We start from the raw sequence: 24,199 nt of genomic DNA on the forward strand, positions 1-24,199 counted from the left end.
CGGGCGTCGTGCCACTCAGGTCGCGGTCTCGCGCCGCGCGGCCAGCCGCAGCGCGTTCCCGATCACCGATGCCGAGCTGAGGCTCATCGCGAGCGCGGCGAGCATCGGCGACAGCAGCCAGCCGGTGACGGGGTAGAGCACGCCGGCGGCGAGCGGAATGCCGATCGCGTTGTAGACGAACGCGAACGCCAGGTTCTGCTTCATGTTGGCGACCGTGTCGCTCGACAGGCGGCGCGCGATCGCGACTCCGCGCAGGTCGCCCTTGACCAGCGTGACCGGGGCGCTGTTCATCGCGACGTCGGTGCCGCTGCCCATCGCGATGCCGACGTCGGCCTGCGCGAGCGCCGGCGCGTCGTTGATGCCGTCGCCGGCCATCGCGACGACGCGGCCCTCGCGCTGCAGGCGCTCGACGAGCGCGAGCTTGTCGGCCGGCGTGACGTCGCCGTGCACCTCGTCGATGCCGAGCGTGCGGCCGACCGCCTGCGCGGTGGCTGCGCCGTCGCCGCTCGCCATCAGCACGCGAACGCCCGCCGCGCGCAGGTCGGCCAGGGCGTCGGGCGTGGTCGCCTTCACGCGGTCGGTGATCGCGAGCAGGCCGGCGAGGCGTCCGTCGACGGCGACGTGGACCACGCTGGCGCCGCCCGCGCGGCGGCGCGCGGCCTCGTCGGCGAGCGCTTCGGTCCCGATGCCGTCGGCCGCCATCAGCGCCGCGCTGCCGAGCACGACCGGGCGGCCGCCTAGCGTGGCGCGGACGCCGCTGCCGGTGCCGGACTCGAAGCCGTCGGCGCGCTCGAGCGCGAGGCCGCGCTCGCGTGCCGCCGCGACGATCGCTGCCGCCAGCGGGTGCTCGCTCGCCTGGTCGACGCTGGCGGCAATGCGCAGCACCTCGGCGGCGTCGAAGCCGGGCGCCGCCAGCACGGCGTCGAGCGCCGGCCTGCCTTCGGTCAGGGTGCCGGTCTTGTCGACCACCAGCGTGTCCACGCGGCGCAGGTGCTCGATCGCGGCGGCGTCGCGGAACAGGATGCCGCGCCGCGCCGCGTTGCCCGTGGCGACCATGATCGACATCGGCGTCGCGAGGCCGAGCGCGCACGGGCACGCGATGATCAACACCGCGACCCCGTTGATGAGGCCATGGACCCAGCTCGGCTCGGGGCCGAACACGCCCCAGGCGAAGAAGGTCGCGACGGCGATCGCGACCACCGCGACGACGAACACGCCGGCCACGCGGTCGGCCATGCGCTGCAGCGGCGCCTTGCTGCGCTGGGCCTGCGCGACGAGCTGCACGATCTGCGCGAGCACGGTCTGCGAGCCGACCTTGTCGGCGCGCATGACGAGCGCGCCGGTCGTGTTCTGGGTCGCGCCGATCAGCGCATCGCCGGGCCGCTTGGCGACCGGCAGCGGCTCGCCGGTCAGCATCGACTCGTCGACCGCGCTCGCGCCCTCGAGCACCACGCCGTCGACCGGCACCGTCTCGCCGGGCCGCACGCGCAGGCGGTTGCCGACGTGCACGTGGGTGAGCGGGATGTCCTCCTCGCCGCCGTCGTCGGCGATGCGGCGCGCGGTCCTGGGCGCGAGGCCGAGCAGCGACCTGATCGCGGCCGAGGTCTGCGAGCGCGCCTTCAGCTCGAGCAGCTGGCCCAGCAGGGTCAGCGAGACGATCACCGCGGCGGCCTCGAAGTACACCGCGACGCGGCCCATCGACGCGAACGAGGACGGGAACACGCCCGGCGCGAGCGTCGCGACCGCGCTGTGGACGAACGCGGCGCCGGTGCCGATGCCGATCAGCGTCCACATGTTGGGACTGCGGTTGACCAGCGACTGCCATGCGCGCTGGAAGAACGGCGCGCCGGCCCAGCCGACGACCGGCAGCGTGAGCAGCAACTCGACCCAGCTCTGCGTCTGGGGTGCGAACCAGCCCAGGCGGTGCCCGGCCATCGCGAGCACCGCGACTGCGAGCGTGAATGGCAGGCTCCACCAGAAGCGGCGCCGGAAGTCGACGAGTTCGGGGTGCTCGCCCTCGTCGAGCGTCGGCATCTCGGGCTCGAGCGCCATGCCGCACTTCGGGCAGTCGCCCGGATGGTCCTGCCGCACCTCCGGGTGCATCGGGCAGGTGTACAGGGTGCCGGGCGGCGCGTCGACGACGGCGGCGGCACCGTGGTTGGCGTGGCCGCGGTGCGCGCAGCAGCCGTGCGCGTCGGCAGGGGCGGCCCCGGCATGGCCATGGCCGGCGTCGGCGTGATGGGCGGCGTTTGCGTGCTTGCCACGGCCGTGCCGCGCAACCGGCGCCGCAGCGGTGGCGTGACCTTGGTGGCCCACATGCGAGTCGCGCGACCGTGCAGCAGCGCCATGGCCGGGATCGGGCGTCGCGGCACTGGCGCGGACGCAGCACGATCCGCCCGGCGCCGCCGCCGTCTCGGCGCTCGCGCGCGCCTTCGCCGCGGCACGCGACACGTAGGTCGCGGGATCGGCCGCGAACCGGGCCTTGCAGCCGGCGCAGCAGAAGCGCAGCGTCCGTCCTTCGTACTCGAGCACGTGCTTCGACTGCGGGCCGACGCTCATGCCGCAGACGGGGTCCTGGGCAGGGTCCAGCAGCGGTGCGGATGCGGAGACAGGGGTTTCGAGGCGGTTCATCACGGGCATCCCTTGATCGGCGATGGCGTGAGCTTAGACTCCGTAGTGCACCCCAGAGTCAAGCGCTATTCCATGCAGGCGGCGGGGCGGCAACGGGAGCTTGCAATGAGCGAACTGGCGACCATGCAGGACCTCACGATCGGGCGTCTCGCCAGGGCGGCGGGCGTCGGCGTCGAGACGATCCGCTACTACCAGCAACGCGGGCTGCTGCCGGTGCCCGAGAGCCGCGGCGCGTTCCGGCACTACCCGCCTCAGGTGGTGCAGCGGATCGGTTTCATCAAGCGCGCGCAGGAGCTCGGCTTCTCCCTCGGCGAGATCGCCGAGCTGCTGCGGCTCGAGGATGGCAGCGAGCGCGGCTCGATCCGCCGCGTCGCCGCCGACCGCCTGGCGCAGATCGAGACCAAGCTCGCCGACCTGCGTCGCATGCAACGCGCGCTGCGTCACCTGGTCGACGCGTGCGAGCACACCGGTCTCGAGCAGCCGTGCCCGATCATCGCGACGCTGGCGCGGTGAGCGACCTGGGGTCGCGAGCGGCAGCGCGCGCGGACGACACGTCGCGGGCGGCGCCGCCCGAAGCCGGCCCGCCGCGCGCGACCGCACCCTCGTTCCGTCGCGCCCTTGCGTTCTGGCTCAAGCTCGGCTGCATCAGCTTCGGCGGCCCGGCCGGGCAGATCGCGATCATGCACCGCGAGCTCGTCGAGCAGCGTCGCTGGATCGGCGAGCGCCGCTTTCTGCACGCGCTCAACTACTGCATGCTGCTGCCCGGCCCCGAAGCGCAGCAGCTCGCCACCTACATCGGCTGGCTGATGCACGGCGTGCGCGGCGGCATTGCCGCCGGCGCGCTGTTCGTGCTGCCGTCGTTCGTCGTCCTCGTCGGGCTCGCGTGGCTGTACGTGGCGCACGGGACCCTGCCGCTCGTCGCCGGCGTGTTCTATGGCCTCAAGCCCGCGGTGGTCGCGCTCGTGCTGCACGCGGCGCACCGCATCGGGCGGCGGACCCTGACTCACCCGGGCCTGGTCGCGATCGCTGCGGCGGCGTTCGTCGCGCTGCGCCTGGGCGCGCCGTTCCCGCTGCTGATCGGGGTGGCCGCGCTGCTCGGCGCGATCGGTGCGCGTGTCGCGCCGACGGTCTTCGCGCCACGGCCGAGCGGGGTCAGCGCTGCCGCTGCCGAGGCCCGACAGGCGCCGGCGCTGATCGACGACGCGGCGCCGCCCCCGCCGCACGCGCGTCACTCGGCCGTGCGGTTCGCGGGTGTCGTCGGAACCGGTCTCGTGCTGTGGGCCGGCCTCATCGGCTCGCTGCTCGCGCTGTTCGGCCCCGCCGGCACGCTGACCCGCATGGCGTGGTTCTTCACCAAGGCGGCGCTGCTGACCTTCGGCGGCGCCTACGCGGTGCTGCCTTACGTGGTGCAGGGCGCCGTCGAGCAGCACCAGTGGATCGGCGCCACCCAGATGATCGACGGCCTCGCGCTCGGCGAGACGACGCCCGGCCCGCTGATCATGGTGGTGACGTTCATCGGCTTCGTCGGCGGCTGGTTCGCCGCGACGTTCGGCGCCGAGGCGCGCTTCGCCGCCGGGCTCGCCGCGGCCGCGGTCGTGACGGCGGTGACCTTCCTGCCGTCGTTCGTCTTCATCCTGACCGGCGGTCCGCTCGTCGAAGCGACGCACGGGCGGCTCGGCTTCACGGCGCCGCTCACCGCGATCACCGCCGCGGTCGTCGGCGTGATCGTCAACCTGGCGCTGTTCTTCGCCGGGCACGTGCTGTGGCCGCAGGGCCTCGCCGGCCCGATCGACCTCGGTGCGGCTGCGATCGCGCTCGGCGCCGCGATCGCGCTGTTCCGCTTCGGCGTCGGTGTGCTGCCTCTGCTCGCGGCGTGTGCGGCAGCGGGTGTGCTGCTGCAGGCGTTGCCGGTCGGCTGACCGCCGCGGCCTGCCGACCCCTTATCGGCCGCAGGGCCGCACGACCCGCCGTCCACGCGCGGCGCCGGCCTCGCGGCGCTGCCTCACGGGTTCGTGCACACGTAGCTGCTCGGGTTGTTCTGAGCGGCGAGGGCGGCCGCGCTGGTGCCCGTCGCGCCGATGTAGTGCGCGTACTGCGGGTACGGGCAGAGTGGCCGCACCCGCGTGGTCGCTCCCGCGGGCAGTGCCCAGCCGAACGCCGCCGGTGCCGCGGGGCTCGACTGCGCGACGATGCGGTCGGGCGCCTGCCCCTTCTCGAGCCAGTTCACCAGCGCGGTGAACACCGGCACGTTGTCGGTGGCGGGGCCGCCCGAGCAGTGGTTCATGCCGGGAATGCCGAACAGCCGCACGAAGTCGCGCGGGTTGCCGTTGGCCGAGTTCCCGCTCAGCGAGTCGATCCAGCGCGCCGTGTACTTGAACGAGAACACCGGGTCGGCGAGACCGTGGTACAGGATCATCCTGCCGCCGCGCGCCTTGAACGCCGAGAGGTCCGTCGAGTGCGTGCCCATGAAGTCGATCGGCGCGACCGGATAGGTGGCGCTGGTCGCGCTGATCTTGGGGGCGTCGGTGTCGAAATTGAAGTTGAGCTGGTACTGCACCAGCGAGTTCGCGGTTCCGAGGCCGAGCGTCGGCGGGGTCGTGAAGATCAGCGGCCCCGCCCCGCCACCGAGGGTGACGTTGATCGCGGTGTTGGTGCCGGTGGTGCTGTAGGCGCCGGTCTTCCACGCCAGCCAGCCCGGCGCGCCGATGCCCGGGTCCCACGGCCAGTCGCTGTAGAGCGCGGTGCCGGCGCTGTTGCGTGCGCCGGCCATCACGCGCTGCAGCGCGGTCGCCTGCACGGACGACAGGCATTCGGCGGGTGCACCCGCCGTGCCGCAGGTGACCCGGCTCAGGTCGAAATTGCACGGCTTGTTGGTCATGCCGTCGGCCAGCCCGTCGGCGGCGTCGCACTGCGCGAGAACGGCCTGCTGCAACGCGGTCCATTGCGCCGGGCGGATCGCGGCATTGAGCAGCGGCGTGGTGCCGGCGCCCGGACCGGTGGTCTCGAAGAGGTTCTGCGCACGGGCTGCGCTCGCGAACTGCTGGGTGTCCCACGCCTCGGCGAGCCACGCCTTGGGCAGGTCGGAGCCGGGGTCGCCGGCGACGACGCCGTCGAACTCGCTGCCGAAGCGCTGCGCGACCATCATCGCCTCGCGGCCGCCTTCGGAGCAGCCCGCGAAATAGGAGTGCGTCTGCGCCTTGCCGTAGTAGCGCTCGATCAGCTTGTTGGCGAGCTGCTTGGTCAGACCAATCCCGTTGTAGCCGAAGTCGAGGCGGGCCTGGTTGTCGAGCCCGAAGGCGGCGGTGCCGCCGTTGGCCGGATCGTTGTTGGTGGCGTTGCTGTGGCCGGTGTCGGTCGACGCGGTCGCGTAGCCGGCCAGCAACGGGTTGACCGCCTCGCCGTTGGTGACCGTGCCCGTCGTGTTGGGGATCGAGCCGTTGCTGCCGCCGCCGCCCGCGAAGAAGAGGTTGCCGTTCCACGTGCTCGGCAGGTTGACCTGGAACGCGATCGCATAGGTGGCGACCGCCTCGGTCTGCCCGGCGACCCGGTTGCCGACGCGGCCGCCGTTGATCGTTCCGACCACTGCGCAGTACGGCCGATAGTTGCCGCTGGCGTCGGTGGTGGCGGTACTTCGCAAGGTCGCCGAGGTGATCGCGACCTGCATGCCCGGGCTCGAGAGCGCGCTGGCGAGCGGCGCCAGCGCGCTGCAGCCGCCGAGCGGATCGGGGTTGTTCAGCAGCGCGGCCGGCGCGGGCGACTCGTCGTCGTCGTCGTGGCCGCCGCCGCCGCAGCCGGCGGCGAGCGCCGCCGCGGTAGCGACCGCGAACAGGGAGCGAAGCTTCAGAAGCGAATGCATGCGGGTACCTCGGGGACGTTGCCAGCCGGCGGGGAGCGCGGGGTGCGAAGCAATGTAGTTCGCGCCTCGAAGGGCCTCTTCTGGTGGATACCCGTGGCTGCCGTCGCGGCGGTGGCGAAGCGCTCGACGCATGCCATCTCTTTCAAGGATTGAACGATCACCGCCGATGCATGGCAGAGGCGAACGGCGACCGGCCCGAGGCGCGGCCGCGCATGCCGGACGGCTGCAACAATGCGCCGGAGCCGCTGCCATGGACATCCGCAAAGCACGCCCTTCCGCTGCCGGTGAACCGCGGGACGCGACGCCGGCCGGCGGCCTCGGCGAAGCGCGCCTGCAGCACCTCATCGGCTACCAGGTCGCGCAGGCCGCGATCGTCACCTTCGGCGTGTTCGAGCGGCTGGTCGGCGGGCCGATGGAGCTGCGGCCGGTCGAGTACACCATCCTCACGCTGATCGACGAGAACCCCGGCGGGTCGCCGGCGCAGCTTTCGAAGGCGCTCGCGGTGACGCCGCCCAACATCACGTCGTGGGTCGACAAGCTCGAACGGCGCGGGCTCGTCGCACGCGAGCGCAACCTGCGCGATCGCCGCGGTCGGCACCTGCGCACCACCGAGGCGGGCGCGGCGCTCGTCAGGGAAGCGACCGCGCGCCTGCTCGAGGGCGAACGCGAGACGCTGTCGACGCTGACGCCGGGTGAGCGGCTCATCCTCGGCGAGTTGCTGCACAAGGTCGCTCGGCTGCGCTGACGCGCGCACGCGAGGCGCCGCGCCGGCTGAGCGCGCCGGTGCGGCCGACCGATGAAGTCGCCGGTGTCGCAGCCCGTCGCGCTTCGGCGGACGGTTCGCTCGGTGCCGGGGGCACCGTCGCGACAGGACGCAAAGCTTCATCTTGGGAAGCATCGGACGTGCGCCCTCCGGTGCCTCGCGCGCGCCTGGAACGAAGCAAACGGAACGGCCGGACGGTCGCAGCGCGCAGGCGTTCCAGGAGGACCGTTCCGCACAAACCCCTATTCGGCGAATTAGTTCATTCCGTAAATTAGTTGACGGGCGGTCAATCCACGACCAGCCCGCCCGGGCATCCGCAGCAGGTTGGCTCGCTGGATTCCATTCAACACATCTGGGGGACACGATGTCACACGCTCTCGAGAAGACCAAGAAAACGCTCGCCCGCCTGCTGCTCGCCGCCGGCCTTGCCGCCACGGCACAGGCAGCCTCGGCCGATGCGTACACCGCGCGGGGCTCGTTCGCGCGCGACGACGACGTCCGCTTCTTCTCGCTGACGGTGTCGACCGCCGGCCTCGTCACCGCCACCAGCATCGGCTACGCGGGCGGCACGGGCGTCAATGGTCAGACCATCGGCCGCGGCGGTTTCGACACCATGCTGTACCTCTACAGCAGTGCCGGCTCGCTGCTCGCGCAGAGCGATGACGGCGTCAACGCCGCCACCGATCCGGTGACCGGCCTCGCCGCCGACGCCGGGCTGTCGATCGTGCTGGGCATCGGCAACTACCTCCTCGCGCTCACCCAGTACGACAACTCCGCGCTCGGCGACCTCTCGGCGGGCTTCTTCAACGCGGGTGCCGGCAACTTCACCCCGGCGCTTTCGGGCAATTGCCCGGCGACTTCATTCTGTGACTGGACCGGAAACGCCCGCACGGCCAACTGGGCACTCAACATCACCGGCGTCACCTCGATTCCCGAGCCCGCGAGCCTCGGTCTGGCGTTCGCCGGCCTCGCCGTCGCCGGTCTGCTGCGTCGGCGTCGCGAGCCGGCCGCCTGAGCGGCCGCCGCAACCACAACACACGCACAGGAGACACGACATGACGTTCCAGCTCAAGTGCCTCGGCGCTGCCGTCGCGCTGCTCGGTACCCTTGCGGCGCAGCCCGCGCTCGCCATCAATGGCTACGACTTCGAGACCTTCACCTTTCCCGGCTCGGCCCCCGACGCCACGACGGTGACGATCACCGGGCCCTCGCAGGCGCTCGTCCTGCGCTCGACGGTGCTGCTCAACGGCAAGAACGTCACGTCGCTGTTCGTTCCGGTGCCCGGCACCGCATCGATGGTCGGCACGGTTCCGGGCCTCGTCGCGGGTGCCAACACGCTGACGCTGCTCTCGGGCAAGACCTCGAGTGCGCCGCTCGCCCAGGTGCGGGTGCAGGTCATCACGCAGGCCGACTGCAACGCCGCCAAGCTCGGGACCGCGATTCCCACGTCGGCCATCGGCGAGCCGGTGAGCGGCGTCAACCTCACGGGGTTCGTCTGGACCGCGGCGCCCGCGAACGGCTCGAACCAGGCGTACTGCCGCGTCAACGGCAACATGACGCCGATCGATCCGGCGGCACCGAACATCAACTTCGGCGTCACCCTGCCGCAGCGCTGGGCCTATCGCTACGCGCAAATGGGCGGCGGCGGCATGAACGGCTCGGTCCCCGGCCTCGCCGGCGCCGACTACAACAACCGCGGCATGGCCACCGCCGGGAGCGACTCCGGCCACTCGGGGTTCGGCAACGCCTGGGCCGTCAACGACGAGGCGATGAAGAACCTCGGCTACATGCAGATGAAGAAGACGCGCGACGCCGCGTTCGTGCTGCAGCAGAGCGCGTACGGCGCCACGCCGACCGCGGCCTACTGGTTCGGCAGCTCGCAAGGCGGGCGCGAGGGCCTGACGATGGCGCAGCGCTATCCGAACGACTACGACGGCATCTCGGTCAGCGTGCCGATCGTCAACTTCTCGTCGTTGATGCTCGCGCCCGAGTGGATCCGCATCCAGGAGAAGCCGCTTGCCAACTGGGTCACGCCGGCCAAGCGCACCGCGATCGCCACCGAGGTGATCCGCCAGTGCGACGGGCTCGACGGGCTCGCCGACGGCGTGATCAACAACTACATGGCGTGCCGTGCGATCTTCGACGTGACGCAGGGCGCCCCGGGCCGGCAGCCGTGGGCCGCCAAGCGCTGCCCCGGCAACGTCGACCCGAACCCGGCCGACACCACCGCCGCCGCCTGCCTTACCGACGGGCAGATCTCGACCCTGCAGTTCACGCACCAGCGCTACTTCTTCGCGACGCCGCTCGCGTTCAACAATCCGTCGTTCGGCATGTGGCTGCCGGGCACCGATCCGGGCGGCAGCGGCCTCATCGAATCGCAGCGCTACCGCGGCCAGGAGGGCGCCGCGGCCAACGCGCCGATCCACTCGCATCTGGGCATCGCCGGCGTCACCGGGTTCCTGTACCAGGACCTGAACGCGAACCCGCTCGACTATGTCGAGGGCGGCGCGCTGAACGATCGTCGCGTCGCGATCTCGCCGTTCCTCGACGCGACCGATCCGAACCTCAATCCGTTCCGCGCCTCCGGCGGCAAGCTGCTGTCGGTGATCGGCACCAACGACACGCTGGCCTCGCCGGGCTCGCAGCTCGACTACTACCAGTCGGTGATCAACCTGATGGGACAGGGCACCCTCGACCAGTTCGCCCGCTTCTGGGTCATGCCGATGGGCAACCACGGCCTGGGCGGGACCAGCTACAACGTCAACGGCGAGGGTCAGCCCAACACCACCTTCAACATCCCGAACAGCCTGGATCGGGTGACGATGCTGGTGAACTGGGTCGAGCGCGGCGTCGCCCCGCCGCTCACGGCCACGGTGACGAGCGGTGCGCGCTCGCTCCCGCTTTGCCAGTACCCGAAGTACCCGCGCTACAACGGCACCGGCAGCGTGACCGACGCGGCCAGCTACAGCTGCGCCAACCTCTGACGCACCGCGCATGACGCGCTGACCCAACGAGGGCGCCGGCACGTACCGGCGCCCCTGGAGACAACATGAACCTTCGATCGATCCGCCCGATCGCCCTGGCTGCGGCCGTGGCGACCGGCGGGGCGGGTGCCGCCCACGCCGCCGACGGCTACACCATCCAGAGCCTCAACGATCAGCCGACACCCGAGTTCGTGCGCGACGGCAACAGCGTCCGCATCCGCGTGACGGCGCCGAGCACGGCACTCGTGCTGCGCTCGACGGTGCGGCTCAACGGCCAGAACGTCACGTCCCTGCTCGTCCCCGACGGCAGCGGCGCCCTGGCCGGCACCGTCACCGGCCTGCGCACCGGCGTCAACCTGTTCGAGGTCTTCGCAGGCAAGACCTCCGGCCCGCCGCTCGCGCGCTACACGGTCTCGACAGCGCTGACGCCGCAGCTCGGCTGCGCCTCGCTGGTCGGTATCCAGATCCCGCCGGCGCTGCTCGACGAGCCCGCCGACGCGGTCACCATCACCTCGGCGGTACCTACGGCGGCCACGGCCACCCTGCCGGCCCACTGCATCGTGCGCGGCACGGCCAACCCGCACGTCGGCGCCAACGGCACCCGCTTCGCGATCGGCTTCGAGGTGCGCCTGCCGACCCAGTGGAGCGGCCGCCTCTCGTTCCAGGGCGGCGGTGGCAACGACGGCAGCATCGGCGCCGCGACCGGCAACAGCACCGGCGGGCTGCCGACGCTGGCGCGCGGCTTCGTGGTGGTCTCGACCGACGGCGGCCACACCGGCGGCAGCGCCGCGTCGTTCGGGTTCGACGAGCAGGCGCGCATCGATCACGCCTACAACGCCTATGACAAGTCGGCGGTGATCGCCAAGGCGCTCACCAACCTCTACTACGGCAAGAACCCCGATCGGTCGTACTTCCAGGGCTGCTCGGGCGGTGGGCGCCAGGGCATGATGTTCACGCAACGCTTCCCGGAATACTTCGACGGCGTGATCGCCGGCGCCCCGGCGATGCGCGTCGCGACCGGCGCGTCGATCTCGGCCGCCTGGGAATCGCAGGTCTACCGCTCGATCGCGCCGACCAACGCGAATGGTCAGCCCATTCTGAGCCAGGCGTTCTCGAACGCCGACCTGACGCTGGTGGGCAACGCGATCCTGCAGCAGTGCGATGCGCTCGACGGCCTCGCCGACGGCAGCGTCAACAACTACCAGGCCTGCAACTTCGACCCCGGCGTGCTGCAGTGCACCGGACCCAAGACCGCGAGCTGCCTCGCGCCGGAGCAGGTGACCGCGCTGCGCACCGGGTTCGGCGGGCCGCGCAACTCGGCTGGCCAGCCGCTCTACGTCAACTGGGCCTACGATCCCGACATCTCCAACGCCGGCTGGCGCTCCTGGAAGCTCGGCACGTCGACCACCGCGACGCCCAACTCGGCATTCGTCTCGCTGATCCAGGACGCGATGGCCAACGAGTTCTTCACGCCGCCCGACCCCGCGTTCAACATCTTCAACTTCAACTTCGATACCGACCCGGCGCGCATGCTCGCCGAGGACGCGATCTACGGCACGTGGAAGGACGATCAGCTGGCCGCGTACCGCGCCCACGGCGGCAAGCTGCTCATCTACCACGGCATCGCGGACCCGATCTTCTCGGTGGTCGAGAGCATCGACTACGTGAACCGCGTCTGGGCCAGGAACGGCGGTCAGGCCGAGGGCTCGACCTTCGTGCGCCACTTTCCGGTGCCGGGCATGGTGCATTGCAGCGGCGGCCCGGCGACCGATCGCTTCGACTCGTTCGCAGCGATCATGGACTGGGTCGAGAACGGCAACGCGCCCGACAGCCTGCTCGCCACCGGCGCCGCGTTCCCGGGTCGGAGCCGACCGATTTGCGCCTATCCGAGGCAGGCGCGCTACGTCGGCGGCGACGTCAACAGCGCGAGCAGCTTCGTCTGCCAATAGGCGGGCGCCGCCCCGGTGCCGCGCGCGCCGGGGCGCGTTTCGCGCCACGGCGGCTCGAGCGTGTTGCGGATCGCCGGCTGACCGGCAGACGCCAAAGCACCGCGCCCCCAGGCCCTGACGACGGCTTCCGAATCGCGATCGCACCGGCGGCTCGGCACGACCCGCGGCGGCCGCTTCAGAGCATCGGCAGGTCGTACTCCGGGTCGAATTCGGGCTTGCCGGCAGTGATGCGGTTGCGCAGCATCCGCAACGTCGGCTTGAGCCCCGACCAGAGCGCCAGCGCACGGCCGCGCGCGGTCGGGGCGAATACCGCTGCCGAGTACACCGCATCGCCCGTCACGCTCCAGTAGCGCTTGTACGCGTTGCGGCCGGGGCCGAGGTAGTAGCGGTCGTGGCGGCCGTCGAACAGGCGCCGGATGACTTCGCGGTTCAGGTAGGTGCCCGGCGAGGCGTGCTGGTGGGTCTCGTCGAAGTCGGCGCGTAGCGCATGCACGCAGCGCCGATAGACGAGCTGGTACTCCATGGCGATCGGCTCGCCACCCACGCGCAGCAGCCAAAGCGAGAGCCAGCCGTTGGCGAACGCCACGTCGGTGAGCTGGCGCATGAAGGCGAGCGGCCCGGGTTGTTCGAGGCCGGTGCTGGTGGTGTGCTTCCAGCTGCGCCGCGAGATGCCTACCGCTTCGTCGAAGGCGGCCTGCGCGCGGCGAACGTCGTGCGCGGCAGTGTCGATGCACTCGATCTCGACCGTGCCGATTCGCGCGAGCCGGTTCGACGCGAGGTTGAACGCCTTCTTCAGCTTGCGCGAGCGCTCGGCGTGGTACGCGTCCCAGGTGCCGCGCAGGTCGACGTACAGGTTGCAGTCGTCGGCGGCGAGGCGCCAGGTCGCCTCACGCGCCTTGAGCGCCGGCAGCAGCGCGCGCTGCAGCAGGGAGTCGGGCGCGAGGCGATCGAACCGCAGCACGTCCCACGTCGACGCGATGTCGAGCAGCGCGTGGGCGATCGCCTCGCAGACGGCGAACGCGCGCGTCGGGTCGGTCTGCACGTCGCACCATTGCGCGTCGGGCACGGCCAGGAATTCGAGCGTGCGACTGGCGGCGCGCGGCCGCAGCAGCGGCAGCACGCCGACCAGATCGTCATCCGCACCGTGCGCACAGATGATCAGGAGGTCGGCATCGAGACGGCGCCAGGCCCAGGCCGCGGCGTGCCATTCGTGGCGCATGAAGACCGAGCCGCCGCCACGCGCGGCGAGCGCGTTCCAGCCCGCCTCGAGTCCGCGAAACCCGATGTCGTCGTCGACGACACGAATGCGCAACGCAGCGTCGGACGGGCGGGTGGTCTTCATGGGGTGAGGGCATGCTAGCGTGCGGCGGTGCTAACCCTATCGGGGCGTCTACCGGTGCGAGTGCTTGCAAGATGTAAGTGGCGGAGCCCCGCGCGGCGCTGCGACAGCCGCCGAGCCACGGCCGAACGCGGCCGACGGCGCCCATGAAGCACGCGCTGTTCGCCGCGTTCCAGTATCCGCCCGACGGCAGCAGCAGCGGCGTGCTGCGCACCCTCAAGCACACGCGCTACCTGGTCGACTTCGGCTGGCGCGTGACGGTGCTCGCCCCGAGCGTCGACGCCTACGAGCACCTCGACCGCGACCTCGTTGCACAGGTGCCCGAGTGCGTCAAGGTGGTGCGCACGCGCTATCTCAACAGCAAGCGACACCTCGGCGTGCGTGGCCGCTACCTCGCGCTCAGCGCGCTGCCCGACGTGTGGGTCGGCTGGCTGCCGTTCGCACTGCGCGCGGCGTGGCGCATCGCCGCCGACGACCCTTTCGAGGTGGTTTATTCGACGAGTCCGCCGGCCACTGCGCATCTCGTCGCACGCGCCGTCGCGCGCCGGCTTGGCGTTCCATGGGTCGCCGACTTCCGCGACCCATGGTTCGAGGAGCCGCCCGAGCCCGGGGCGCCGAGCGGGCGCGTGTTCCGCGCGATCGACCGCCGCCTCGAGCGCAGCGTCGTCGCCGAAGCGTCGCGCGTCGTCGCGAGCACCGGCCATCTGCGCGGCGAGCTGGTGCGGCGCCACCCCGACATCGAGGCGAGGACGATCGCGCTCGCCAACGGCTACGACGAGGCCGATTTCGCCGCGTTGCCGCAGGACGCGCCTCGCGTCGATCGCTTCGAGCTGCTGCACGCCGGCAGCATCAACGCCGATTTCCGCGACCCGATCCCGTTGCTGCGCGCCATCCGCCGCGCCGCTGATGCCGGCGCCCTCGACCCGGCGCGGGTGCGCGTGCGCTTCTTCGGCGGCGGTGCGTACGCGGGATCGGTCGCCTTGCAGACCGAGATCGACACGCTGGGCCTGCGCGAGGCGGTCGAGTTCGTCGACCGCGTCACCTACGCGCAGGCGCTCGCGGCGTCGGCGCGCGCGTCGGTGCTGCTGCTGCTGCAGGCGTCCGAAGACACGCGCGGGCTGGTGCCGGCCAAGCTCTACGAGTACCTGCGGCTCGGCCGGCCGATCCTCGCGCTCGTGCTCGAGGGTGCCGTCTCGGAGCTGCTCGGCGCCGTCGGCGGCGGCCGCGCCCTCGATCCGGCCGACGTGCCGGGCGTCGCCGCCGAACTCGGCCGACTCTACGCAGCGTGGTGCGCCGGAACGCTCGACCGCGAGGGCGCCGACCCCGCCGCGGTGCGTCGCTTCGATCGCCGCGAGACCGCGCGTCGGCTCGCCGAGGTGTTCGACGAGCTGGTCGCCGCGCCGCAGCCGGCGCGCTCGCCGCGCTGAGTGCTGGTCAGACCAGCTTCAGCAGGCGCTTCGCGTTCTCCTTCAGGATCAGCGGGCGCACCTCGTCCTTGAAGCCGGCCTCGGCGAAGTCCTTGAGCCAGCGGTCGGGCGTGATCAGCGGGAAGTCGCTGCCGAACAGCACCCGGTCCTTGAGCAGCGTGTTCGCGTACTGAACGAGCTGCGGCGGAAAGTACTTCGGGCTCCAGCCCGAAAGGTCGATCCAGATGTTGGGCTTGTGCATGGCCAGCGAGATCGCCTCGTCCTGCCATGGCCACGACGGATGCGCGACGACGATCTCCATGTCGGGGAAGGCGATCGCGACGTCCTCGAGCAGCATCGGATTCGAGCTCTGCAGGCGCAGGCCTCCGCCGCAGCGCATGCCGCTGCCGATGCCCGAATGGCCGCTGTGGAAGATCGCCGGCAGCTTGTACTCGGCGATCACCTCGTAGATCGGCCATGCCATCCGGTCCTGCGGCTCGAAGCCCTGCACCGTGGGGTGGAACTTGAAGCCCTTGACGCCGTGCTCCTCGATCAGCCGGCGTGCCTCGCGGGCGCCCATCTTTCCCTTGTGCGGGTCGATCGAGCCGAACGCGATCAGGATGTCGGGGTTCTTCTGCGCCGCTTCGGCGATCTCCTCGTTCGGGATGCGGCGCCGCCCGAGCTGGGTCTCGGCGTCGACCGTGAACAGCACGAGGCCGATCTTCTTCTCGCGATAGAAGTTCACCGTCTCCTCGAGCGTCGGCCGCCGGCTCGAGCGGAAGTACTTGTCGGCCGCGCGGTCGTATTCCTCGCCGTAGCTGTCGAACGGGTTCCAGCACGACACCTCGAGATGCGTGTGGGTGTCGATCGCGATCAGGTCGGCGTGGTTCATGGCTGTGCTCCGCAGGGCCGGTGGCGCACCGGTGGTGCGCCACCCTCCGCCCTTATAAGGCCCGGGCGGGGTGCCGCGTCAGCGGCAGGCAAAGCTCGAGGCCGCCTCGAGGCTGCCGCTGCCGACGTAGGTAGCCACCTTCGGATACGTGCAGAGCGGGCGCGTGCGGTTCGCGGCCCACGTCGCGGGCAGGTCGGCGTTGGCGCCGCCGGCATTGCCGGTGCCGCGGGCGCTGGCGACCACCGACTCGGGCGCCTGACCCTTCTCGACCCAGTTCACGAGCGGCGTGATCATGTCGAACTGATCGGTCGCCGGACCGCCGCTGCAGTGATTCATGCCGGGAATCAGGTACAGCCGCGCGAAGCCGGAGACCTCGCTGCCGTAGGTGTTGCGCCAGCCTTCCCAGACCGAGACGCTGTGGTCGCTGGAGAAGATCGGGTCGCTGGTGCCGTGATAGATCATGATCTTGGCGCCGCGGTTGCGCAGCGTGTCGATCTCGGTCGGGTGCGGCGGGGTCATGAACGACAGCGCGCTCTCGGTGTAGGTCGCGTTCGTCGCCTGGATGCGCGCGTAAAGGTTGTCGATGCTGCTGCCGAGCGCGAAGGTGGTGCCGTTGAATCCGGTCGGGTTCTCCGGAGGCACGGCCCAGATGAAGGCCACGGCGCCCGAGTCGAGCGACGTCGGAACGTTGAATTTCCAGAACGCCCAGCCGGCCGTCCCGAGGCCGGCGTCGTACGGGAAGCTCGAGTAGATCGTGGTCCCGTTGCTGGTCTGCGCACCGGGTGCGAACAGCTTGGCGATCCCGGTCTTCTGGGCCGGCGTCAGGCAGCTGCCGTTGCGCGTGCCGCTGCAGGTCGGCACGTCGCGGGCGAGGTCGAACGCAGCCTGGCACGCCTTGGTCGCCTGGACCAGGCCGTCGCTGGCGCCGTCGAGTGCGTCGCACTTGGCGAGCACCGCGCTCGACACGAGCTGGCGCTCGGCCTGGGTGAACCCGGTTCCGAGGTCGGCCGGGTTGGTGGCGAGGCTCGCGTAGGTCTGTGCCCCCGCGATGTTCGCGACCGCGGCGCGTGGCAGCACCGTGCCGGGATCGCCCGCGAGGAAGCCGTCGTACTGGTCGGCGTAACGCGCCGCGGCGACCATCGTGTGGCGCCCGCCGTTCGAGCAGCCGCCGATGTACGAGCGGTCGGGCCCCTTGCCGTAGGCGCTGGCGATCAGCGCCTTGGCCATCGGCGTGAGCTTGCCGACCGCCTGGTAACCGAAGTCGAGGCGTGCCTGCGGATCGATGCCGAAGGTCGGGTTCTGCGAGGCGTTGTGGCCGGCGTCCGAGCTGATCACCGCAAACCCCTGCAGCAGGGCGTTCGTCGTCGGTCCGCCGCCGAGCGCGCCGACGGCGGTCGAGACCGAGCCGTCGGTGCCGCCGTTGGCCTGATACCAGAAGCGGCCGTTCCAGGTGTTCGGCAACCGCATCTCGAAGCCGATTGCGTACGGCTTGCCGTCGACGGCGCTGGTGCGCTGGAACATCGAGCCGGTGACCCGGCAGTGGGCGGGAATGGGCGTGCCGGCGACGCTGAGCGTTCCGGCGGCGACGGCCGACGCGGCGCTCACCGTGGTGTTGGCGTACGTGAACGAACCCAGGTTGGCGCACGACGCGAGGGTCCCGCCGGTCGCGGCACCCAGTTGCGGGATCGGGTCACGGTCGTCGTCGTCTCCGCCGCCGCAGGCGCCCAGCAGGGCGAGCGGCGTCGCGGATGCGAGCAGCAGGAGGATGCGAACGGGCTTCATGCGAACTCCAGGATGATGAAGAGCTGAGTGAACGATCTGGACGTCTGCAGGGCACCGATCGCGCACTGCAAGGCACCGAAAACGGTGACGTTCGATAACTATCTTTCCGAATCATCGGCCCCGCGCTCGGTGGTTACCCGGAGCCTTTCGTCTGACGTCGCGAGGGCACGGAGTCGGAACCACGCAGCCGCCGACTAGGGGTAAGTACCGGCGCGTGAATCATCCAGGTGTTTACGATGCTTAATCAATTCAGGAAGCACGCTGCCTTGTCCGATTCGCCCGAACACACCCTTGCGGCCGCGCCACGACCGGCCACCGGCGCGCTCGCCGCGCTCGACCTGCTGCGCATCGAGCATGCCGGCCCGATCACGCACGTGCGGCTCAACCGGCCCGCCAAGCGCAACGCCATCAACGACGGACTCGTGGCTCAGCTGCAGGCGGCGTTCGGCGGCCTGCCGGGCGACACCCGCGTGGTGGTGCTGAGCGGCGAAGGCGCGCACTTCAGCGCAGGCCTCGATCTCTCCGAACTCTCGGAGCGCAGCGTCGCCGAGGGCGTCTTCCATTCGCGTTCGTGGCACAGCGCGTTCGAGCAGATCCAGTTCGGCCGCGTGCCGGTGGTCGCCGTCCTGCAGGGCGCGGTGGTCGGCGGCGGCCTCGAGCTCGCGGCCTCGGCGCACATCCGCGTCGCCGAGGCGAGCGCGTTCTACGGCCTGCCCGAAGGCCAGCGCGGCCTCTTCGTCGGCGGCGGCGGCTCGGCGCGCATCCCGCGCCTCATCGGCGCCGCGCGCATGGCCGACATGATGCTGACCGGCCGCGTCTACGACGCGCGCGAGGGGCAGGGCGTCGGCTTCTCGCAATACGTCGTCGAGAACGGCCAGGGGCTCGCGACCGCGTTCGAGCTCGCTGGGAAGATCGCCGCCAACGCGCCGCTCTCCAACTTCGCGGTGCTGCACGCGCTGCCGCGCATCGCCGACATGGGGCAGGCCGAAGGGCTGTTCGTCGAATCGCTGATGGCGGCCATCGCGCAGGGCGACCATGCCGCCAAGGATCGCATCCAGGCCTTCCTCGACGGCAAGGCCGCCAAGGTCGCGCAGCCCACCGGCTCGACCGGTGCGCGGCCGCCGGCGTCGAACGGGTGACCCGGTGAGCGAGGCTGCCCCGGCTTCCTCGGCTGGCGACGGCGGCGCGCCGCGCTACCGCGCGGTCGCGCTCGGCGGCTCGCTCGAGGCGCGCTTCACGCGGCGCGCCGACGGCGTCACCTACGTCGAGTCGACCGAACCGCTAGGCGAGTACCCGCGGCGCCTGACGGACCGCTTGCTGCACTGGGCCGCCGAGGCGCCCGACCGCACCCTCGTCGCCAAGCGCGTGAACGGCGGCGACTGGCGCCGCGTCAGCTTCGCCGAGGCGCTGGCGAGCGCGCGCTCGATCGCCCAGGCGCTGCTCGAGCACGACCTGTCGCCCGAGCGGCCGCTCGCCATCCTTTCGGAAAACGACATCGAGCACCTGCTGCTGGCGCTCGGCGCCATGCTCGCCGGCGTGCCGTTCGCGCCGATCTCGCCGGCCTATTCGCTGGTTTCGCAGGATCACGGCAAGCTGAAGCACATCATGGGCGTGCTGACGCCCGGTCTCGTGTTCGCCGCCGACGGCGCGGCCTACGCGAAGGCCATCGACGCGGTGGTGCCGGCCGACACGCCGGTTGTCGTCACGAGCGGCACGGTGCCCGGCCGCAGCACCCTTGCGTTCGAGTCGCTGCTGGCCAAGGTGCCGACCTCGGCCGTCGACCGCGCGCATGCCGCGGTCGGCCCCGACACCATCGCCAAGTTCCTGTTCACCTCAGGGTCGACCAAGCTGCCCAAGGGCGTGATCAACACGCAGCGCATGATCTGCAGCAACCAGCAGATGATCCTGCAGTCGTTCCCCGACCTCGGGCGCGAGCCGCCGGTGCTGGTCGATTGGCTGCCGTGGAACCACACCTTCGGCGGCAACCACAACGTCGGCATCACCGTCTACAACGGCGGCACGCTCTACATCGACGAGGGCAAGCCGACGCCGGCGGGCATGGCCGAGACGCTGCGCAACCTGCGCGAGATCGCGCCGACGATCTACTTCAACGTGCCGCGCGGTTTCGAGGAGATCGCCAACGCCCTCGAGGTCGACGCCGTCCTGCGCCAGTCGCTGCTGAGCCGCGTCAAGATGTTCTTCTTCTCGGGCGCGGGCCTGTCGCAGCCGGTCTGGGACAAGCTCGAGCAGATCGCCGAAGCGCATTGCGGCGAGCGCATCAAGATGCTCACCGGCCTCGGCATGACCGAGACCTCGCCGTTCGCGATGTGCGCCAACGCCTACCCGGTGAAGTCGGGCCACGTCGGACTGCCGGCGCCCGGGGTCGAGGTCAAGCTCGTTCCCGAAGGCGACAAGGTCGAGGTGCGCTACCGCGGCCCGAGCGTCACGCCGGGCTACTGGCGCGCACCCGAGCAGACCGCCGACTCGTTCGACGAGGAAGGCTTCTATCGCAGCGGCGACGCGGTGCGGCCGATGGACCCGGCGCACCCCGAGCGCGGCTTCGCGTTCGACGGCCGCACCGCCGAAGACTTCAAGCTCTCGACCGGCACGTTCGTCTCGGTCGGGCCGCTGCGCGCGCGCATCATCGCGCTCGGCGATCCGTGCGTGCAGGACGCGGTGATCGCCGGCATCGACCGCGACGAGGTCGGCGCGCTGATCTTCCCGCGCGCCGACGCGTGCCGTGCGCGCGCCGGGCTGGCCGATGATGTGCCGCTCGTCGACGCGCTCGAGTCGGCGCCACTGCGTGACTTCTTCCAGCAGCTCGTCGACGACCTGCACGCGGCCGGCACCGGCAGCGCGTCGCGGGTCGCCCGTCTGATGGTGCTCGCCGACCCGCCGAGCATCGACGTCGGCGAGGTCACCGACAAGGGATCGATCAACCAGCGCGCGGTGCTCGCGCATCGCGCCGCCCTGGTCGCGCGCCTCTACGCCACGCCGGCGGGTGCGCAACCCGCGGCACCCGGCCAGCGCGTCTTCGTCGCGCGCGGCGCCGTCCCGCGCGACCCTGTCAGCAAGGACTCCTCGGCATGAACATCAACGGACAGGCCGCGATCGTCACCGGCGGCGCTTCGGGCCTCGGCGCCGCGACCGCGCGCGAGCTCGCGCGGCAGGGCGCGAAGGTCGCCATCCTCGACCGCAACGCCGAGGGTGCCGCCGCGGTCGCGGCCGAGATCGGCGGCATCGGCGTCGGCTGCGACATCACGTCGAGCGACAGCATCGCCGCCGCGCTCGACGCCGCGCGTGCCGCGCACGGCCCGGCGCGCCTGCTGATGAACATCGCCGGCATCGGCACCGCCAAGCGCGTGATCGGGCGCGACGGCGCGCCGATGCCGCTGGCCGACTTCAGGAAGGTGATCGACGTCAACCTGGTCGGCACCTTCGACGTGATTCGCCAGGCCGCCGCCGAGATGGCCAAGCTCGACCCGCTCGCCGACGGCGAGCGCGGCGTCATCGTCTGCACCGCATCGGTCGCGGCGTACGACGGCCAGGTCGGGCAGGAGGCATACGCCGCGTCGAAGGGCGGGCTGGTCTCGCTCACGCTGCCGCTCGCGCGCGACCTCGCCCAGTTCGGCGTCCGCGTCGTCACCATCGCGCCGGGGCTCTTCCTCACCCCGCTGATGGCCGAGCTGCCGCAGAACGTGCAGGAATCCCTGGCCGCGAGCATTCCGTTCCCCAAGCGTCTGGGCAAACCCGAAGAGTTCGCGCAGCTCGCCGCCGGCATCATCGCGAACCCCTCGCTCAACGGCGAGGTGATCCGCCTCGACGGCGCGCTGCGGCTCGCGCCGCGCTGAGCACGCCCTTCGTTTTTCCTGCCGCATGCCGCGCACCACGACCCATTCCGTTCAAGTCGAATTCGGAGACTGCGATCCCGCCGGGATCGTGTTCTTCCCGAACTTCTCGCGCTGGATGGATGCGGCGTCGCTCTCGTTCTTCATGCAGTGCGGGGTGCCGCCGTGGCGCGAGCTGGTGAAGACGCGCGGCATCGTCGGCACGCCGCTGCTGGAGATCAACACCCGCTTCAAGCAGGCCGCCACCTACGGGCAGCGGCTCACGGTCGAGACCCACGTGTCCGAGTGGCGCGCCCGGACGTTCACCCAGGTGCACCGCGTCACGCGGGCGCGTGACGGCGGCGGGGCCGACCTGATCTGCGAAGGCACCGAGGTGCGCGCCTTCGTGCACCGCGACCCCGAAGACCCGGACCGGCTGCGCGCGCTGCCGGTTCCCGACGACATCCGCGCCTTGTGCGAATAGCGGGCAACTGCCCGAACCCTGCCTCTTCAAGGAGACGACGAAGATGAAGCTCTGCAAACCCCTGGCTGCCGCGTTGCTGACGCTCGCCGCGACGACCGGCGCCTACGCCGATATCACGATCGGCGTGAGCCTCTCGCTGACCGGCCCGACTTCGGCGCTCGGCATCCCGACCAAGAACGGCATCGCGCTCTGGCCGAAGGAGATCGCGGGCGAGAAGCTCAACGTGATCGTGCTCGACGACGCGACCGACCCGACCAAGGCGGTGCAGAACACCCGCAAGTTCCTCACCGAGGACAAGGTCGACATCATCGTCGGCTCGGTCGCGACGCCGGTCGCCGCGGCGATGGCCGACGTCGCCGCCGAAGGCAGGACGGTGCAGCTGATGCTGTCGCCGGTGAACCTGCCCGAGGGTCGCGGCGGCTGGTCGTTCCGCATGCCTCAATCGACGGCCGTGATGGCGATCCCGATCGTCGAGCACTGGAAGAAGACCGGCGTCAAGACCTACGGCTTCCTCGGCTACGCCGACGCCTACGGCGAAGCGTGGCTCAGCGACATCCGCCCGCTCGCCGAGAAGGCCGGCATCAAGCTCGTCGCGACCGAGCGCTTCGCGCGCACCGACACCAGCGTCACCGGGCAGGCGCTCAAGCTCGTCTCGGCCAACCCCGACGCGATCCTGGTCGTCGCCTCGGGCAGCGGCGCGGCGATGCCGCACAAGGGCCTGGTCGAGCGCGGCTACGCCAAGTCGAAGATCTACCAGACGCACGGCGCCGCGACGCTCGACCTGATCCGCGTCGGCGGTGCCGACGTCGAGGGCTCGTTCGTGTCGTCGGGCCCGGCGGTCGTCGCCGACAAGCTGCCGGCCAGCAACGCCAGCAAGCAGCTCGGCATGCGCTACATCAGCGAGTTCGAGAAGCTCTACGGCAAGGGCAGCGCCAACCAGTTCGGCGCCCACGCATTCGACGTCGTGATCGTGCTGCAGAAGGCGGTGCCGATCGCGCTGAAGAAGGGCAAGCCGGGCACGCCCGAGTTCCGCGCCGCGCTCAAGGAGGCGTTCGAGACCATGGGCCGGACCCCGGTCTCGCAGGGCGTCCTGAACTGGACCGCGACCGACCACTTCGGCTACACGCCCGAGACGGGCGTGCTTCTGAAGGTCGTGAAGGGCGACTGGGAAGTCGTTCCGAACTGATCCCGTCGCTCTGAAGCCGGCCGGCGCTCGCGCCGGCCGTCGACCATCCGGCTCCCCCATGGATTTCTCAATCGCCAGCATCCTGCTGCTCGATGGCGTCACCAACGGCGCCATCTACGCGCTGCTGGGGCTGGCCATCGTGCTGGTCTTCGCGGTCACCCGCGTCATCTTCATCCCGCAGGGCGAGTTCGTCGCCTATGGCGCGCTCACGCTGGCGTTGCTGCAGATGGGCAAGGTGCCCGGCACGGTGTGGCTGCTGATCGTGCTCGCGGCCGTGTGCGCGGTCATCGATGTGTTGTCGGCGCGCAGTCGCGGCGCCGCGCCGGCCGCGGTGATGCGTGCGGTGCTGAAGCTGCTGCTGGTGCCGCTGGTGGTGCTGGGCCTCACGCTGTGGGCCGCGCCGCTGAAGCTGCCGCTGCTGGTGCAGTGCCTGCTCACGCTGGCGATCGTCACACCGCTCGGCCCGCTCGTCTATCGTCTCGCGTACCAGAAGCTCGCCGACGCGACCGTGCTGGTGCTGCTGATCGTTTCGGTCGGCGTCCACTTCGCGCTCACCGGGCTCGGGCTCGTGTTCTTCGGTGCCGAGGGCTTTCGCAACCCGAGCTTCTGGAACGAGCGCTTCTCGGCCGGCGCGCTCACGCTCTCCGGTCAGACCATCATCATCTTCGCGGTGTCGGCCGCGCTGATCCTGGCGCTCTACCTCTTCTTCGAGCGCACGCTGCGCGGCAAGGCGCTGCGCGCAACCGCGGTCAATCGGCTCGGGGCGCGGCTGATGGGCATCTCGACGTCGCAGGCCGGCAGCCTCAGCTTCGGTCTTGCCGCGTTCATCGGCGCGCTCTCGGGCCTCCTCATCGGCCCGGCGACGACGATGTTCTACGACTCGGGGTTCCTCGTGGGCCTCAAGGGCTTCGTCGCCGCGATCTTCGGGGGCCTCGCCAGCTACCCGGCGGCCGCGCTCGGCGCGCTCTTCGTCGGCGTGATCGAGAGCTTCGGCTCGTTCTGGGCCAGCGCGTTCAAGGAAGTGATCGTCTTCACCATCATCATTCCGGTGCTGCTCTGGCGTTCGTTCCAGAACCCGCACGACGACGAGGAGGGCTGAG

18 protein-coding genes are annotated in these 24,199 nt (G+C 71.0%); 13 read left to right on the forward strand and 5 right to left on the reverse strand.

The window, feature by feature from the left end:
• Nucleotides 1–15: 15 nt before the first annotated feature.
• Nucleotides 16–2,631, reverse strand: a complete 2,616-nt coding sequence (locus HQN59_RS03465) for a heavy metal translocating P-type ATPase (RefSeq protein ID WP_176066050.1) — start codon at nucleotides 2,629–2,631, stop codon at nucleotides 16–18.
• A 105-nt stretch (nucleotides 2,632–2,736) separates the two neighbouring features.
• On the opposite strand from HQN59_RS03465, the gene HQN59_RS03470 reads away from it, so the two are divergent.
• Nucleotides 2,737–3,144, forward strand: a complete 408-nt coding sequence (locus HQN59_RS03470; protein WP_217703810.1) for a MerR family transcriptional regulator — start codon at nucleotides 2,737–2,739, stop codon at nucleotides 3,142–3,144.
• Nucleotides 3,145–3,149: 5 nt separating this feature from the next.
• Nucleotides 3,150–4,550 carry a chromate efflux transporter gene (gene chrA, locus HQN59_RS03475; RefSeq protein ID WP_176066311.1) on the forward strand — a complete coding sequence of 467 codons (1,401 nt, stop codon included), beginning with the start codon at nucleotides 3,150–3,152 and terminating at the stop codon, nucleotides 4,548–4,550.
• A gap of 83 nt (nucleotides 4,551–4,633) precedes the next feature.
• Here the strand turns inward: chrA and HQN59_RS03480 are convergent, their stop codons facing one another.
• A complete protein-coding gene (locus HQN59_RS03480) occupies nucleotides 4,634–6,487 on the reverse strand; it encodes a tannase/feruloyl esterase family alpha/beta hydrolase (protein WP_176066052.1) in 1,854 nt (617 codons plus the stop codon).
• Nucleotides 6,488–6,737: 250 nt separating this feature from the next.
• Between HQN59_RS03480 and HQN59_RS03485 the strand changes: the two genes are divergently transcribed.
• The 4 genes from HQN59_RS03485 to HQN59_RS03500 all read left to right on the forward strand — a co-directional run bounded on the left by HQN59_RS03485 (nucleotide 6,738) and on the right by HQN59_RS03500 (nucleotide 12,183).
• Nucleotides 6,738–7,232: a MarR family winged helix-turn-helix transcriptional regulator gene (locus tag HQN59_RS03485; protein ID WP_176066054.1), complete on the forward strand. Its 495-nt coding sequence runs from the start codon at nucleotides 6,738–6,740 to the stop codon at nucleotides 7,230–7,232.
• A 382-nt stretch (nucleotides 7,233–7,614) separates the two neighbouring features.
• A complete protein-coding gene (locus tag HQN59_RS03490) occupies nucleotides 7,615–8,265 on the forward strand; it encodes a DVUA0089 family protein (RefSeq protein WP_176066056.1) in 651 nt (216 codons plus the stop codon).
• A 40-nt stretch (nucleotides 8,266–8,305) separates the two neighbouring features.
• Nucleotides 8,306–10,234, forward strand: a complete 1,929-nt coding sequence (locus HQN59_RS03495) for a tannase/feruloyl esterase family alpha/beta hydrolase (RefSeq protein WP_246294641.1) — start codon at nucleotides 8,306–8,308, stop codon at nucleotides 10,232–10,234.
• A gap of 65 nt (nucleotides 10,235–10,299) precedes the next feature.
• The gene (locus tag HQN59_RS03500) at nucleotides 10,300–12,183 is read left to right on the forward strand and encodes a tannase/feruloyl esterase family alpha/beta hydrolase (RefSeq protein WP_176066058.1); all 1,884 of its coding nucleotides are present in this window, start codon (nucleotides 10,300–10,302) and stop codon (nucleotides 12,181–12,183) included.
• 175 nt (nucleotides 12,184–12,358) lie between these two features.
• On the opposite strand, the gene HQN59_RS03505 is transcribed toward HQN59_RS03500, so the two are convergent.
• Entirely contained in the window at nucleotides 12,359–13,525 is a 1,167-nt protein-coding gene (locus HQN59_RS03505) for a GNAT family N-acetyltransferase (protein ID WP_176066060.1), read from the reverse strand.
• Between the two features lie 143 nt (nucleotides 13,526–13,668).
• On the opposite strand from HQN59_RS03505, the gene HQN59_RS03510 reads away from it, so the two are divergent.
• Nucleotides 13,669–14,949, forward strand: a complete 1,281-nt coding sequence (locus tag HQN59_RS03510) for a glycosyltransferase (protein WP_176066061.1) — start codon at nucleotides 13,669–13,671, stop codon at nucleotides 14,947–14,949.
• Between the two features lie 7 nt (nucleotides 14,950–14,956).
• Here the strand turns inward: HQN59_RS03510 and HQN59_RS03515 are convergent, their stop codons facing one another.
• Complete coding sequence (locus HQN59_RS03515; protein ID WP_176066063.1) at nucleotides 14,957–15,820, reverse strand: amidohydrolase family protein; 864 nt, start codon at nucleotides 15,818–15,820, stop codon at nucleotides 14,957–14,959.
• 78 nt (nucleotides 15,821–15,898) lie between these two features.
• The gene (locus tag HQN59_RS03520) at nucleotides 15,899–17,602 is read right to left on the reverse strand and encodes a tannase/feruloyl esterase family alpha/beta hydrolase (protein ID WP_176066065.1); all 1,704 of its coding nucleotides are present in this window, start codon (nucleotides 17,600–17,602) and stop codon (nucleotides 15,899–15,901) included.
• A 338-nt stretch (nucleotides 17,603–17,940) separates the two neighbouring features.
• Between HQN59_RS03520 and HQN59_RS03525 the strand changes: the two genes are divergently transcribed.
• The 6 genes from HQN59_RS03525 to HQN59_RS03550 are packed head-to-tail and all read left to right on the forward strand — an operon-like array spanning nucleotide 17,941 to nucleotide 24,198.
• Nucleotides 17,941–18,741: a crotonase/enoyl-CoA hydratase family protein gene (locus HQN59_RS03525; protein ID WP_246294686.1), complete on the forward strand. Its 801-nt coding sequence runs from the start codon at nucleotides 17,941–17,943 to the stop codon at nucleotides 18,739–18,741.
• 4 nt (nucleotides 18,742–18,745) lie between these two features.
• Entirely contained in the window at nucleotides 18,746–20,692 is a 1,947-nt protein-coding gene (locus HQN59_RS03530; RefSeq protein ID WP_342451104.1) for a feruloyl-CoA synthase, read from the forward strand.
• Nucleotides 20,689–21,453, forward strand: coding sequence for an SDR family NAD(P)-dependent oxidoreductase (locus HQN59_RS03535; protein ID WP_176066073.1), 765 nt, complete (start codon nucleotides 20,689–20,691; stop codon nucleotides 21,451–21,453). Before HQN59_RS03530 ends, HQN59_RS03535 begins: the two co-directional genes overlap by 4 nt.
• Before the next feature lie 25 nt (nucleotides 21,454–21,478).
• Complete coding sequence (locus tag HQN59_RS03540) at nucleotides 21,479–21,913, forward strand: acyl-CoA thioesterase (protein ID WP_176066075.1); 435 nt, start codon at nucleotides 21,479–21,481, stop codon at nucleotides 21,911–21,913.
• A 43-nt stretch (nucleotides 21,914–21,956) separates the two neighbouring features.
• Entirely contained in the window at nucleotides 21,957–23,099 is a 1,143-nt protein-coding gene (locus HQN59_RS03545; protein ID WP_176066077.1) for an ABC transporter substrate-binding protein, read from the forward strand.
• 58 nt (nucleotides 23,100–23,157) lie between these two features.
• Nucleotides 23,158–24,198 carry a branched-chain amino acid ABC transporter permease gene (locus HQN59_RS03550; RefSeq protein ID WP_176066079.1) on the forward strand — a complete coding sequence of 347 codons (1,041 nt, stop codon included), beginning with the start codon at nucleotides 23,158–23,160 and terminating at the stop codon, nucleotides 24,196–24,198.
• Nucleotide 24,199: the final 1 nt, after the last annotated feature.

This window comes from Rhizobacter koreensis (genome assembly GCF_013366375.1).
Taxonomy (GTDB): domain Bacteria; phylum Pseudomonadota; class Gammaproteobacteria; order Burkholderiales; family Burkholderiaceae_C; genus Schlegelella_A; species Schlegelella_A koreensis.